Consider the following 12,916-nt stretch of genomic DNA (forward strand, 5'->3'; position numbering starts at 1 on the left):
TACTCGGCCTCCGTGGCCATGATCGCCGGCGTGTTCTGCCCGAAGATGTTCGTCGCGACCAACGCCATGAGCTGCGCCCGGTTGGCGGCGATGACCGCCGGGGGCACCGTTCCCGCAAAGGCTGCCTCGTAGGCGGCTGCCGCCGCGGAAGCCTGAGCGCCCGCTTGCTCGGCCGCCGCGGAAGTCGTGGTCAACCAGGAAATGTACGGCGCGGCCGCGGAGGCCGCCGCCGCCGACCCTGCGCCCGTCCACTGCTCGCCGGTCAGCGTCCCCACGATCGAATCCCACGAGGTCGCGGTGGTGCTCAGCTCGGCGGCCAGATTGCTCCAAGCCGTCGCCGCGGCCATGAGCGGTCCGGAACCGGCACCGGCGTACATCAGGCCGGAGTTGATCTCGGGGGGCAGAGCTGCAAAATCGAGAACCATTTTTCTGTATCCCGTTCCTTTTGTTGAAAATCCGTTTGCTGGGGAGTGCGCGTGGCGCTGCTAGACGGCCGTCGGCTTCGGCATGACGATGGGCTTGACGCCGTAGCGCGGCGCGCCGAAGCCGGCGCTGTTGCGCGCGGCCGCACCCATGCCGGGCATGCCAGGCACGATGGTCCCGGTCCCCGCCTGCGGTGCTGCGCCGGTCCAGCCCACCGTCTGGACCGCGGTCGCGGGCGCCGCACCGGGGGTGAACGAACCGGCCCAGCTTGGCGGCACCGACAATTTGCCGACCATGGTCGCCTGGCCGGTGCTGGCGACCGGCATCGCGGCCATGGCGCCTGCGCCCCCCATGCTCCCGGCCGGCGCTACCGCGTTCACATCCGCCGCGCCCGCCGCCGCGCCCGCCGCGTCACCGGCAGCGCTGCCAGAAGTGTCCAGCAGACCGCCGCCGGCCATGCCGAGGCAGGTCGACATGGCCGAGGCCCAGTTGCCGCTCTCGAAGCTGACGAAGTTGGCGGAGTTACCCGACAGGCTGAGCGGGTTTCCACCCGAGCTGTAGAGCGGGCCGCCGAGGAATGTGGCGAGGTTTTGCTCGAAGGTGGCGATGCTGTCGTACGGGGTGGCCGCTGCCGTCGCGTTGGCGGCCTCGGTGGCGGTGTAGGTGCCGGAGCTGAGGCCGAGGGTCTGCACGAACTGCTGTTGCATCGCCTGGGCTTCGGCCGCGAGCTGCTGGTAGTACGTGCCGTAGGTCGAGAAGATTCCCGCCTGCAGGGCCGAGACCGGGTCGGCGGCCGCCGGAGCGATGGCGGTGGTCGGCGCCGCGGCGCCCGCGTTCTGCGCCGTCAGTGAAGTGCCGATCCCTTCCAGCTGCGCGGCCGCAGCTAACAACTCTTCAGGAATTGTTGTCAGAAATGACATCTACTGCTCCTAGTGTTGGGAACCTGCCGACCCCCACCCGGGTGGATCGGCCCTGTGTGTTCGCGTATTAGCTCCTGTGCGTGGGCGTAAGGTTAGCCAGCCACGACTCCACATTCCCGACGGAAAAGGCTAAGGTGACGGGCGTTTACGGCTTCTTAACGCTTGCGCGGGCAGTTTTAACAAGGTCCTGTCGGGCGACATAGCGTTGTCATCTGAGATGCGCCCGCAGCGCGCCGGATAGCGCGCGGCGCGCGCATCCTAGGCCAGGGGCGCACCGGGCGCATCCGAAGGATTTTGTCGATTTCGGCGGGCCTCCGCGCCCCGTTGCGCGGCTTGGCGCGCTAGATTCGCCGCCGGGCCCCCATAGCCCAATTGGCAGAGGCAGCGGACTTAAAATCCGCCCAGTGTCGGTTCGAGTCCGACTGGGGGCACGGTGTTCTGCTGATGCCCGGGACGCGCCAAACAAGGGGCCCACGATGACCGACGAACGTCCGGCTAGCGCCGCGCACGGGCAGCACGAGTCGGCGCTCCGGGGCGACGGGCGGCGCACCCTTGACGACGCCGCGGCCTATCTGTTGCCGCACCTGAAGCCGGGGGTGTCGATGCTCGACATCGGCTGCGGTCCCGGGACGATCACCGCAGATCTCGCGCAGCGGGTGGCGCCGGGACGGGTGCTGGCCGTTGACCTCTTCGCCGACGTCGTCGGCGTGGCCCGCGCGGAGACCGAGCGGCGCGGCCTGACCAACGTGGCGTTCGCGACCGCCGACGTGCACCGGCTCGACATTCCCGACGACACGTTCGATGTGGTGCACGCGCACCAGGTGCTGCAGCACGTCGCCGATCCGGTGCGGGCGCTCCGAGAGATGCGCCGCGTGTGCCGGCCGGGCGGCATTGTCGCGGCACGCGACACCGACTACGCGGGATTCGCCTGGTTCCCGGAGCTTCCCGCGCTCGATCTTTGGCGGGACCTGTATCGACGGGCGGCCCGCGCCAACCGGGGCGAACCGGACGCGGGCCGGCGGTTGCTGTCATGGGCGCTGGCGGCGGGCTTCGATGACGTCATCCCGACGGGCAGCGTGTGGTGCTATGCGACGCCCGCGACCCGGGAGTGGTGGGGTGGGATGTGGGCCGACCGGATCCTGCACTCCGGTGTGGCCCGCGAGCTGTTGCATCTGGGGCTGGCCACGCCCGCCCAGCTCGACGAGATCGCGGCCGCATGGCGGCAGTGGGCCGCGGCCCCGGACGGCTGGCTGTCGATCCCGCACGGCGAAATCCTGTGCCGGGCCTGAACGCCACGCGCGTACCCCGTCGCCTGATGGTCGACCACCCACCACTGCACCGGCGGACCGGAATCGGCTTCGGCCCGCCGTCGGTCGAGCATCCGGTGCGTCTCGGCATCGCCGTGCGGCGGGAAGGACCTTTACCGGCTTGCGAAATCCTACTATTTTGGTACGTACATAGTAGATCGGAGGATCGGGCGATGACGGACCTATCGCAGTTTCAGCATCCCCGTTTTGCGCGGATGTATGAACAGATCAGTGCGGAGTCTGAACGGCGCGGCACCGCCGAGCACCGCGGTCGCGCGCTGGCCGGGCTGGCGGGCCGGGTTATCGAGATCGGAGCCGGCAACGGACTCAACTTCCGCCACTACCCGGACACGGTCACTGAAGTGGTCGCAGTGGAGCCCGACGACACATTGCGTGCGATCGCAGAGACCGCCGCCGGCCGGGCGAGAGTGCGGGTGCGGGTGGTGCCGGGCCACGCGACCGCGCTTCGGGTCGGCGACGCGAGCTTCGACGCGGCAGTCGTGTCGTTGGTGCTGTGTTCGGTGAGGGACGTTGGCGGCGCGTTGGCCGAGGTCCGCCGGGTGCTCAAGCCCGGTGGCGAACTGCGGTTCTTTGAACACGTGCGTTCGGAGCATCTGGCGTTCGGCTTGCTGCAGGACGCGATCACCCCGCTGTGGTCGCGGGTGGGCGGCGGCTGTCACCCAAACCGGAATACCGCCGCGGCGATCGAGGCCGCCGGTTTCGGAATCGAGCAAATCGACCGATTTTCCTATGCGCCACTGCGGCTCTTTCCGAAGCACTCCCACATCCTTGGACGTGCCCGGGCAGCCGACGGAGTGGACTAGCGTGCTTCGGGCGAAGCTGGCGGGTACGTGAAATGCGTTGCTTCGGTGCAACAATCATCTCCGGCGGTCGCTCCTAACGCACGAATCCACTCGGCCGGTCGTAGTCAGACGTATACGTTGTGTGCGCCGTTGCGGTAATCTACTATGTGTGTACGTAGGCAGTGAATTACGGCAATTGGTGTGAGAGTGCTGGCAGGTCGGAGGCGTGGCGGTGCGGGTGCGCGGGTTCGGTGAGTTGGAAGCGGTGGTCATGGACCGCATTTGGCGCCGGGATGGGACGACTACCGTCCGGGAGATTTTTGACGAGCTGGCCGCCGAACGGGAGATCGCCTACACCACCGTGATGTCGACCATGGACAATTTGCACACCAAGGGGTGGCTGGCGCGTGAACGAGAAGGCAAGGCCTACCGGTACTGGGCGACGTTGACCCGGGAGCAGCACAGTGCCCAGCTGATGCGTGATGCACTGGATGGCGGCGGACGCTCCGATTTGGTCCTGACCCACTTCCTCGAACAGATCAGCCCGGAGGAATCGGCGCGCCTGCGCGCCGCGCTGCAGCGGCTGGCCCGACGAGCCCGCCGCAAGTAACCGTTCCGCATCCCGAGGTCTGGCGAGCGGCATCGAAAGCGGCTGGCTTGCAGGGACATTAGCTCGGATGGCCTCGCGATCGCCGACGGCTACGGTGGTCCCATCATGCCGCCGGGTCCCATCATCCCGCCGGGTCCCATCATCCCTCCCGACCCGCCCATCATTCCGCGCATCATCGCGGGCATCCCGTCGTGCACGAAGCCGCTGACCTCACGGGCGTGAGCGCGGATCGCCTCGGTCAACGCGGGATCATCAGAGGTTTCCTCGGCAATGACACCCTTGGGCGTCAGGGTCAACTGGCGGCGGTAGCCGCCGGCGTTGCGAAACAGCGTCGGCAGGCTCGAACTCATGCACATGACCTCCGCGCCCCGGTCAAGATGGGAGTACATGCTGGACACGTGCCCGTGAAGTTGCTCGGTAAGATCCGGCGAGTTCGATTCTGTCGTGGTCCGCACCCCACCGGGGATGTCCTCGACGGTGCGACTGATCTCGGTGTGCCGGCGAAACATCTCCATATAGCCACTCATGTCGGCCGCACTGGCACCCATCATGCCGCCGTCGGTCAACCGGATCTGAAACACCGGGGGCCCCAGCACCCCGCGCATCGCGTAGCCCAGACTGGCCAGGGCGCCCGCGCCGAGAGCCGCCAGCGCCGCGCGCCGGGTGAATTTACCCATGTGATCACCTCCCGGATACCTCGATCTCTGTCCACGGTGAATCACCGTGGCGATCGCCGCAACCCTCAGCTACATCAGCCGACGGTAAAAATCATCGTCTGCCGTGGCGCCTCGCGCGCCGTACGCTTCCGTCGCCCGCCCGGTGTGGGCAAAGCCGCCAAACCCTGGCGGCGGTGGGCCGCTTCGGCCCCCGTCGCGAACACGAACCGCAAGTGCCACACCGGCGATGATGATTCCCAAGAGCACCGTCACGGCGAGAACATTCACCAAGACGGCGCACCAGCCCCAGCCATCCCAGCCATACCACATCGTCACCCGACCACCTCCATCTGATCAACACGCAACCCGAGCGCCCGGGAACCCATGCCGCCCAGCCTCAGCGCTCCTTCGTGATCGCGTTGCCATAGGCTGGAAGCCGCTCCCGCGTCGCGCGTGTGCGTCGTCAAGCGCATTCTACTATCTATGTACACAGATAGTAGAATAGAACGCCAGTGCCCGCAACGGACTCTGATGCCGGACCTCGTTGGCCAAGCGTCGCCGAGTGCGCGGACGACGCAGGTAGGAAGTCTGCGGTGCAACCTTGACGGTGAACCTCCCGGGGCCGCAGCTCGTGTCGATCGGAGGAGGTGGTTCAGTGCCTAACGTCAGTGGGCCGAAGCGGATCCGAAGCCGCCACGACGGCGCCTTTCCGCGACGAGCGTGTTGCGCTCTGGTGGCGATACGCACTCGAATTGGCGGCGACGCGTGCGGCGCTCAGGCTAGCAGGGGCGGGGTCGAGATGTCGGCACCGCTACTTCCAATCGGCTCGGAATGCAAATTGGCGCACAGTGTTTGGCATGAAGCCGGACCCGCATCCCCACTGGGCCGCCCCGATTGGTTGCTGTTATCCGCAAGCCAAGGGCGACGATGGCATCGTTAGGCGGATTTGGTCCGCCCGGTGACAAGGATGTTCACGTGGCTGACCACGACAGCCACGCGATGTGGGATGCCGCGTACGTTTTGGGATCGCTGTCCGCCACCGACTGGCGCGAATTCGAGGCGCACATGGCCGGCTGCCCGGCATGCCGTCGGGCCGTCGACGGGCTGAGCGGCATTCCGGCGATGCTGTCGCGGCTGGACCGCAACGATGTCGTCGCGATGAACGGGGCCCACCATCCATCCGGGGTATCACGGATGCCGCCGGACCTGCTGCGGTCGCTGCTGGCCGCCGTGCGTTGGCGCCGCCGCCGGACGCGCGTGATGGCCTGGATGGGCTCGGCCGCAGCTGCCCTCATACTGACGATCGGTGTGCTGGTTGGGGTTCACGTCGGTCTTCCGGCATCCCCGGCGCCGCAGGCGACCGTGCGGGCGATGCCGATGGACCAGGTCGGGACGACCTTGCTGGCATCGACGGTATCGCTCAGCGGTCAGCAGTGGGGAACAAACATTGCGCTGAAGTTCGTTTGCCTGGCTCCGCCGGATGCTCACCACGATACGGTCGCGTTGGTGGTCGTGGGTCGGGACGGGAGTCAGACTCGGCTGGCGACGTGGATGGCGATCCCGGGCCATTCGGCGACGCCCAGCGGCAGCATCTCGACGCCGGTCGGTCAGATCGCCGCGGTGCAAGTGGTCTTGGTCGACGACGGTCACGTGATGCTGCAGCGCTCCCTCTAGTTTCGGGCTACAGACCCGCCGCGAAGTCGTAATGGGCCGGTACCGATGGTCCGGGCTGGGCGGTGCCGTAGATCACGACGATTTCGTCGTGCGCGTTGATGGGCAGGCCCGCGGGGTTGCCGGTGACGGGATTGCCATTCACGAAGGCCCGCAGTGTCTTCCCGTCACCGGTCCGCAACCCACCGATGCCGTCGGCGGATAGGGTGACGTCCCATTCTGTGAAGAACTCGCCGAGGGTAAACGTTCGATTCACCGGCGATTCGATATGGATCACGCCCGTCGCGTCATGCGTGTGCACAGGGCTGATCCCCCGACGGTCGATGCCGATCATCGCCGGAACCTCAACGGAACGCCCGTCGACGCTCACGTCGAGGTGGGCATGAATGTGCTCGACGGTGCCCTCGCGGCTCAGCAACGGCAGCCCGGCGGCGCGGGCCGCGGCTGCCGCATCGCTCGGAGCGCTCCACGGCGGAAGCGTCTCGCGGCCGACCGCGGTCGTGGCCGGTGGGTTCCTCAGCTGGGGCGGAACCGCTTGGTTCTGTTGAGAGCGAGGCGATTTCGCGACGATCAGGACGGCTGTGAGCGCGACGGCAATTACCCCTACCGCGATCCAAACCCAGCCACCGCTCCGCCCTCCGCGCGCCCGCGCGACGGCCTTCCGAGCCCCGATGCTCCGTCGCCCGGTGGGTGTCATCGTTCTTCCGGCCGGTGCTCCGTAGACCGCTCGGCCTTGAGTCTGTCGATTTCCGCACGCAGTTCGTCGACCTGTTGGCTTGTCGCGCCAGCGGCCGACGTTGGCCCGTGCCCCTGCCCGCGCATCATCTGCCACATCATCAGCCCCATACCGACGGGGCAGGCCAGCGTCACGAGCCATAGCAGTACCGACTGCATGAGTCCTCCTCGAAACGGCCGCAGTCCACCCGCCTACGTTCTACGTACCGACACAGTAGACTATGATTCGCTCCGGCGCACCTCGGTGGCGGGGTGCCGGAGGCGGCGTCGATCGCGATCGTCGTCTTCTGAACGGCGAAGCCGCCCAGCCTGGTTCGGTGGTCAAGCTGGTCGGCGTGACCTCGGTTACGCTGAAGGCAGCCTTTCAACCGTGTGCGAGGGAGGCTGCGAGGGAGGCGTAGTGGGCGTCGCGGTTTGCCTGGTGCTGTACAGCTTTGCGGTCGCTGTGATCGTTCCGGGGCCATTGGTGCGCCTGACCCGGTCGGGCGCGGCGCCGTGGCCGGCGATGGTCGCGTGGCTGACCGCGATCGTCAGCGTGCTCGCATCCTGGGTGGTTGCCGCCGGATTTCTGGTGGTTTCCCTGGCGAGGAACCCGGACCAGCCAGGGCGAATGGCGAGTGCGTGTCTTGCGGCGATGCGCCGGGTCGCCGTGGGTGGTTCCGGGCCGCTGCTGCAGGTGACGCTGATCGCCCTGACCGCCGCGGCCACCGGTGCCGTAGTGATTCTGGTTTGGCGCCTGAGCCAATCCATGCGTCGCGCGCGGGCGGTGAGCCACCGGCACGCGGCCGACGCCCGCATCATCGGGCGCCGCGTTGCCGGTCTGGATGCCGTCGTGATCGACGCCCCACAACGGGCTGCCTATTCCGTGGCCGGGCGACCGGACACCATCGTGGTTACGAGCGCCGCACTCGACGCGCTTGATCAGTGCTACCTCGACGCGGTGCTGGCGCACGAGCGAGCCCACCTCGCCGAACGCCACCACCTGATGCTGGCCTTGACGCGCGGTTTGGCCGCGGCCCTACCACGCGTTGCGCTCTTCACTATCGGCGCCCGCGAGATCGCCCGGCTCACCGAGATGGCGGCCGACGACGCGGCCGCGCGGCGGCACGGGCCCCACACCGTCCTCGGCGCGCTGTTGGCCCTGTCCGCGCGGGCGCCCATCCCCGGCTGTGCCGCCGCCGCAACAGGTACGGACGTGCTGGCCCGCGCGGAGCGACTGGTCGCACCATCGGCGGCCGGCTGGCGGACGCGCCTCGCGCTCAGCGCCATGACGCTGTTGGTGGTGTTGCTGCCCCTGGTCGTGGGGGTGCACGCGGCGATCGGACTTGGGCTGTGTGGCCCGATGGGAGCTGATGCGACGACGGTCGCCATGGGCGGGCCGCAAGGGTGCGGCGGCCCACCGCATCGGTGTCCATGAACCGCCGTTTTTCGTAGCGCCGTCCGGCCCAATGCATTTACTATCTACGTACGAATATAGTAGGTTACCCGTAGTGATACGTCGCCAACCTGCGGGGCGCCGGTTGAGGGAGGGTGGGGCATGGCACCATCGGGTGGGCCCGCGCCGATGAAACGCACTGCCGTTCTACACGTCGGGGGGCTGCACTGGGCGAGTTCGGCCGCCTCGGTCACGAACACGTTGCTTCGCCGCCCGGGAGTGATGGCGGTGGAAGCCAACGCCGCCAACCAGACCGCGACCGTCACCTACGACCCGACCGAAACGTCGATCGCGGATATGTCGAAGAAGTTGCGCGACTGCGGATTTCACTGTTCCGGCCGCTCGGTGCCGGAGCACGTCTGCGATCCGGCGTCCGAGCCGGGCGCGGGCGGGCCGGGGCCGCAATCGCCTGCCGGAGATGGCGGACACACGGGAATGTCCATGGATCACATGGCCCGGGATATGCGCAACAGGTTCCTGGTGGCGCTGGTGCTTTCGATCGCGACCATGTTGTGGTCGCCGATGGGCCGCGACCTGTTCGGGGTGACGCTGCCGACGCCGTTCGGGTTGCGGGACGACGTCTTTGCGTTCCTGCTGAGCCTGCCGGTGGTGTTCTACTCGGCGCGGATCTTCTTCACCGGCGCATGGCGAGCCCTGCGCGCGCGGACATTGGACATGATGGTGCTGGTGGCCATGGCCGTTGCGGCCGGATGGCTCTACAGCGTCGCGGTGACCCTCACCGGCGGTGGTGAGGTGTTCTACGAGGCCACGTCGATGTTGACGACTTTCGTGCTGCTCGGTCATTGGCTGGAAATGCGCGCCCGCGGCGGGGCAAACGACGCGATCCGCACGCTCTTGGCGCTGGCTCCCCCGATGGCGGTGCTGATACGCGACGGCGAAGTGGTGGAGATTCCGACCGCGGAAGTCGCGGTTGGTGATCTGCTGCTCATCAGACCCGGCGCCAAGATACCGGTCGACGGCACCGTCGAAGACGGCCACTCCGAGGTGGACGAATCCATGGTGACCGGGGAAAGCTTGCCGGTCACCAAGGACCCCGGTTCGAATGTCGTTGGCGCGGCGATCAATACCACCGGCACGTTGCGGGTGCGCGCCACAAAGGTCGGCTCCGACACGGTGCTGGCCCAAATCGTCGAAATGGTGCAGGAGGCGCAGAACTCCACGGCTCCCGGGCAGCGCCTGGCCGACCGCGCGGCGTTCTGGCTCGTGCTGGTCGCCCTGCTCGGGGGAGCCGGCACTTTTCTGGTCTGGTGGGCGGCGGGCGCCGAGCCGCGGACGGCGCTGCTGTTCGCGATCACCGTCATCGTGATCACCTGCCCAGACGCGCTGGGCCTCGCCACCCCGGCCGCGATCATGGTCGGCACCGGACTGGGCGCCAAACGTGGCGTGCTGTTCAAGAACGCGACGGCGCTGGAAGCGTCGGCCGGCATCGACACGGTCGTGATGGACAAGACCGGCACACTGACCAAGGGCGAGCCCGAGGTGACCGACGTCGTGACGGACGGCATCTCCGAGGCAGAGCTGCTGACCCTGGTCTCCGCAGTGGAGAACGAATCGGAGCATCCGCTGGCCGCCGCGATCGTGCGCTATTCCGCGGCCCAGGGCGTGAAACCTGTGCTGGTGAAGGGTTTTCGCAATGTACCGGGATACGGCACCGTCGCGGAGGCGGACGGCCGCCGTGTCGCCATCGGCAACCGCAAGCTCATGATCGAGGAGAAGATCTACTTCGGTTCGTTGCTGGACAGGCGCGACGAGCTGGCATCCAGCGGGCGAACCGCGGTGTTCGTCGCCGTTGACGGCCGGGCCGCGGGGGTGATCGCACTGGCCGACGCCGCACGCGAATCCTCACCCGATGCCGTCGCCGCGCTGCATCGCCTGGGTGTGGAGGTAGTGATGCTGACCGGCGACAATCAGGCCACGGCCGAGCGCATCGCCGCGCAATTGGGCATCGAAACCGTTATCGCCGAGGTGTTGCCGGGCGATAAGGCCGCCGAGATCGCCGCCCTGCAGCGCGTCGGCAAGAAAGTCGCCATGGTCGGCGACGGCGTCAACGATGCTCCGGCACTGGCGCAGGCCGACGTGGGCATCGCGATCGGAGCCGGCACCGACGTCGCTATCGAGACCGCGGATCTGGTACTGATGCGGTCGGATCCGCTCGACATTCCGATCGCGGTGCGGATAGCCCGGGGGACTCGGCGCAAGATGCGCCAAAACCTTGCGTGGGCAGTCGGTTACAACGCCGTCGCGATCCCGATCGCCGCCGGAGTCTTCGCGCCCTGGCTGGGGCTGGTGCTGCGTCCCGAGATCGCTGCAGTCTCAATGTCGGGTTCCACGCTGATCGTGACGGTCAACGCGATCATGCTCAAACGGCTGAGCTTGCCGAGCGCGGCCGCCGCGCCAGATATCGGATCAGCAGCAGCGCTGACCGCGCCAGGCGTCACGGCCCTCCCGGACCGCGACCACGGCGATGACCAGAGCAACGACCGGGTCGGCCCAGGACCAACCGAGCAGCGAGTTGAGCAGTAGCCCGACCAACAAGACGCCGGACAGGTAGGTGCACAGCAGGGTTTGCTTGGAATCCGAGACGGCACTGGCCGATCCCAGCTCCCGCCCCGCACGTCGTTGCGCATACGACAGGACCGGCATCACCACCAGCGACACGGCGGCGAGCACGATCCCGGTGGGGGAATGCCCCGTCGTGTCCCCGCCGAGGAGCGAGCGCACCGATTCGGCGGTCACGTAGGCGGCCAATGCGAAGAAGGACAACGCAATTACCTTCAGCGCGTGCCGTTCCCGCGCCTCGGGGTCGTTGCCGGAGAACTGCCATGCCACTGCGGCGGCCGAGGTGACCTCGATGACCGAATCAAGGCCGAAACCGATCAGCGCGGTTGACGATGCCGCCGCGCCGGCCATGAGCGCGATGATCGCCTCGATGATGTTGTAGCCGATCGTCGCCGCGACCAGCCTTCGCACCCGCCGCGTCAGTACGTTGCGACGTTGTCGGCCAACGTGGTCGACGACCGTCGCCAGTGCGGGCGCGCAGCACTCGTCGGGGCATCCGGACTGCCCGCTCGCCGGGGTGACGAACGACAGGGGGAGTCGTCGCCCGCCGTGGTCGTTCACCGCCGTGCCTCCGACGGGATGCTCGCAGCGGTCGGCCGGTCATCAACCACGCACGACTGATCGGGATTCACCGCAAGCACGAGTTGCACCAACTCGCCCAGCGCGCGGGCTAGGTGCGGGTCGGCCAGCGCATAACGCACCTGGCGGCCCTGATATGTCGCCACCACCAGGCCACAGCCCCGCAAGCACCCCAGATGATTGGACACGTTCGATCGACTGAGCCCCAGATCGCGGGCCAGCTGGCCGGGGTAGCTCGGCCCATCGAGCAGCGCCACCAAAATGCGGCATCGGGTCGGGTCGGCCAGAGCCCGGCCAAGCCGCGCAAGGGCCGCCTCCCGCGCCTCATGCGTCAGCATTGCTACAACTGTACAGCCCAAGCTGACATGACAAAAGGGACCGCTGCCCGTCGATCTCCTCAGCAAGCGGCCTACTATCGGTGTTCGGCGGCTATGAGGAGGCTGACGGTGCCGATTCGACCTTCGCGCGGTCGACCATGAGGTCCCACGTGGTGATGCGGCGGCATGACGCGCATCCGCTGTTGACGTGGATTGCGCTGTGCGGCTTGCTGGCTGGACTGCTGCTGGCTGTCCTGGGCATGCCGCATGCCGACATCCACGGCCTGCTGCACTATATCGGCGTGATGGACCCGTTTTGCGGCGGCACCCGGTCGGTATATCTGACGCTGCACGGTCACCTGCGCGACGCCGTGCGCTACAACCCAGCGGGGCCGATTCTCGTCGTTGCTGCACTCGCGCTCGTCCTGCGTGCCGCGATCGGCTGGTCGAGCCGCCGCTGGGTGGAGGTGTACGTGCCACCGCGGTTGCTCGTATCGGTGGCCGCGGTGGCGCTTGTCGCCCTTGAGGTGAACCAGCAACTGCACGCGGCATTGTTGATGCAGCCGTGGGGCGGGGCATGACCGGCGCGCGGCAGCGGTTGTTGTCCGTCGTCGCCGGGCAGCTTGGCCGGCCCCACGGTCTGCTGGGACGTGGTGTTGCCGTCGTCCTCAATCGGGGCAACCGGCGCGCGGTCGCGGCCGCGGTGCAGGGATGCGTCTACGGCGCTCTGTCCGGTGGGATCGGTAACCAACAAGGTCGGATGCGCCGAGGCGGTGCCCGCGTCCGCCCACCATCGCGAGCATCGCGGCCGCAACCGTACCCAGCATCAGGGGGCGCCGGAGTGTGATCGCCGCGCAGGTGCTGCTGCGGCGACCGTCTG

Annotated in this window: 14 protein-coding genes and 1 tRNA gene; 8 read left to right on the forward strand and 7 right to left on the reverse strand. The window is 67.7% G+C overall.

Annotation, left to right across the window (positions count from 1 at the left end):
• A partial coding sequence (locus A5673_RS05855) for a PPE family protein (protein ID WP_156747906.1) occupies positions 1-425 on the reverse strand: 425 nt, incomplete at its 3' end.
• Between the two features lie 60 nt (positions 426-485).
• Positions 486-1,343, reverse strand: coding sequence for a PE domain-containing protein (locus A5673_RS05860; RefSeq protein ID WP_068228402.1), 858 nt, complete (start codon positions 1,341-1,343; stop codon positions 486-488).
• A gap of 357 nt (positions 1,344-1,700) precedes the next feature.
• Here A5673_RS05860 and A5673_RS05865 point away from each other — a divergent pair.
• From A5673_RS05865 to A5673_RS05880, 4 genes are all read left to right on the forward strand, one after another.
• A tRNA-Leu gene (locus A5673_RS05865) sits at positions 1,701-1,774 on the forward strand.
• A 45-nt stretch (positions 1,775-1,819) separates the two neighbouring features.
• The gene (locus A5673_RS05870) at positions 1,820-2,632 is read left to right on the forward strand and encodes a methyltransferase domain-containing protein (protein ID WP_068228405.1); all 813 of its coding nucleotides are present in this window, start codon (positions 1,820-1,822) and stop codon (positions 2,630-2,632) included.
• A gap of 191 nt (positions 2,633-2,823) precedes the next feature.
• The gene (locus A5673_RS05875) at positions 2,824-3,474 is read left to right on the forward strand and encodes a class I SAM-dependent methyltransferase (RefSeq protein WP_068228409.1); all 651 of its coding nucleotides are present in this window, start codon (positions 2,824-2,826) and stop codon (positions 3,472-3,474) included.
• A gap of 211 nt (positions 3,475-3,685) precedes the next feature.
• Positions 3,686-4,063, forward strand: a complete 378-nt coding sequence (locus tag A5673_RS05880) for a BlaI/MecI/CopY family transcriptional regulator (RefSeq protein WP_068228437.1) — start codon at positions 3,686-3,688, stop codon at positions 4,061-4,063.
• An 89-nt stretch (positions 4,064-4,152) separates the two neighbouring features.
• Here the strand turns inward: A5673_RS05880 and A5673_RS05885 are convergent, their stop codons facing one another.
• A complete protein-coding gene (locus A5673_RS05885; RefSeq protein ID WP_068228412.1) occupies positions 4,153-4,740 on the reverse strand; it encodes a hypothetical protein in 588 nt (195 codons plus the stop codon).
• 906 nt (positions 4,741-5,646) lie between these two features.
• On the opposite strand from A5673_RS05885, the gene A5673_RS05890 reads away from it, so the two are divergent.
• Positions 5,647-6,393, forward strand: a complete 747-nt coding sequence (locus A5673_RS05890; RefSeq protein WP_231970903.1) for a zf-HC2 domain-containing protein — start codon at positions 5,647-5,649, stop codon at positions 6,391-6,393.
• Positions 6,394-6,400: 7 nt separating this feature from the next.
• Here A5673_RS05890 and A5673_RS05895 read toward each other — a convergent pair whose 3' ends face one another.
• Both A5673_RS05895 and A5673_RS05900 read right to left on the reverse strand, forming a co-directional pair.
• Entirely contained in the window at positions 6,401-7,087 is a 687-nt protein-coding gene (locus A5673_RS05895) for a hypothetical protein (protein WP_068228420.1), read from the reverse strand.
• On the reverse strand, positions 7,084-7,284 hold the full coding sequence (locus A5673_RS05900) for a hypothetical protein (RefSeq protein ID WP_068228424.1): 201 nt from the start codon (positions 7,282-7,284) through the stop codon (positions 7,084-7,086). The genes A5673_RS05895 and A5673_RS05900 overlap by 4 nt, the downstream gene beginning before the upstream one ends.
• Positions 7,285-7,525: 241 nt before the next feature.
• Between A5673_RS05900 and A5673_RS05905 the strand changes: the two genes are divergently transcribed.
• A complete protein-coding gene (locus A5673_RS05905) occupies positions 7,526-8,542 on the forward strand; it encodes a M56 family metallopeptidase (RefSeq protein WP_068228427.1) in 1,017 nt (338 codons plus the stop codon).
• A 147-nt stretch (positions 8,543-8,689) separates the two neighbouring features.
• Entirely contained in the window at positions 8,690-11,104 is a 2,415-nt protein-coding gene (locus A5673_RS05910) for a cation-translocating P-type ATPase (protein WP_082958561.1), read from the forward strand.
• Here A5673_RS05910 and A5673_RS05915 read toward each other — a convergent pair.
• Positions 10,988-11,608 carry a cation transporter gene (locus A5673_RS05915; protein ID WP_068228441.1) on the reverse strand — a complete coding sequence of 207 codons (621 nt, stop codon included), beginning with the start codon at positions 11,606-11,608 and terminating at the stop codon, positions 10,988-10,990. The two genes, A5673_RS05910 and A5673_RS05915, sit on opposite strands and share 117 nt — an antisense overlap.
• A gap of 89 nt (positions 11,609-11,697) precedes the next feature.
• Positions 11,698-12,057 (reverse strand): helix-turn-helix transcriptional regulator, encoded by a 360-nt coding sequence (locus A5673_RS05920; protein ID WP_068228431.1) that lies wholly within the window; start codon positions 12,055-12,057, stop codon positions 11,698-11,700.
• A gap of 80 nt (positions 12,058-12,137) precedes the next feature.
• Here A5673_RS05920 and A5673_RS05925 point away from each other — a divergent pair, with 80 nt between their 5' ends.
• Positions 12,138-12,617: a DUF2752 domain-containing protein gene (locus tag A5673_RS05925; protein ID WP_068228434.1), complete on the forward strand. Its 480-nt coding sequence runs from the start codon at positions 12,138-12,140 to the stop codon at positions 12,615-12,617.
• Positions 12,618-12,916: the final 299 nt, after the last annotated feature.

It is taken from the genome of Mycobacterium sp. E3198, assembly GCF_001667015.1.
GTDB lineage: Bacteria > Actinomycetota > Actinomycetes > Mycobacteriales > Mycobacteriaceae > Mycobacterium.

Bases quoted from the DNA above. Each gene is read 5' to 3' on its own strand.
- A5673_RS05875 (WP_068228409.1), top strand. From the start codon at position 2,824: ATGACGGACCTATCGCAGTTTCAGCATCCCCGTTTTGCGCGGATGTAT.
- A5673_RS05895 (WP_068228420.1), bottom strand. From the start codon at position 7,087: ATGACACCCACCGGGCGACGGAGCATCGGGGCTCGGAAGGCCGTCGCG.
- A5673_RS05870 (WP_068228405.1), top strand. From the start codon at position 1,820: ATGACCGACGAACGTCCGGCTAGCGCCGCGCACGGGCAGCACGAGTCG.
- A5673_RS05885 (WP_068228412.1), bottom strand. From the start codon at position 4,740: ATGGGTAAATTCACCCGGCGCGCGGCGCTGGCGGCTCTCGGCGCGGGC.
- A5673_RS05920 (WP_068228431.1), bottom strand. From the start codon at position 12,057: ATGCTGACGCATGAGGCGCGGGAGGCGGCCCTTGCGCGGCTTGGCCGG.
- A5673_RS05910 (WP_082958561.1), top strand. From the start codon at position 8,690: ATGAAACGCACTGCCGTTCTACACGTCGGGGGGCTGCACTGGGCGAGT.
- A5673_RS05890 (WP_231970903.1), top strand. From the start codon at position 5,647: ATGGCATCGTTAGGCGGATTTGGTCCGCCCGGTGACAAGGATGTTCAC.
- A5673_RS05860 (WP_068228402.1), bottom strand. From the start codon at position 1,343: ATGTCATTTCTGACAACAATTCCTGAAGAGTTGTTAGCTGCGGCCGCG.
- A5673_RS05900 (WP_068228424.1), bottom strand. From the start codon at position 7,284: ATGCAGTCGGTACTGCTATGGCTCGTGACGCTGGCCTGCCCCGTCGGT.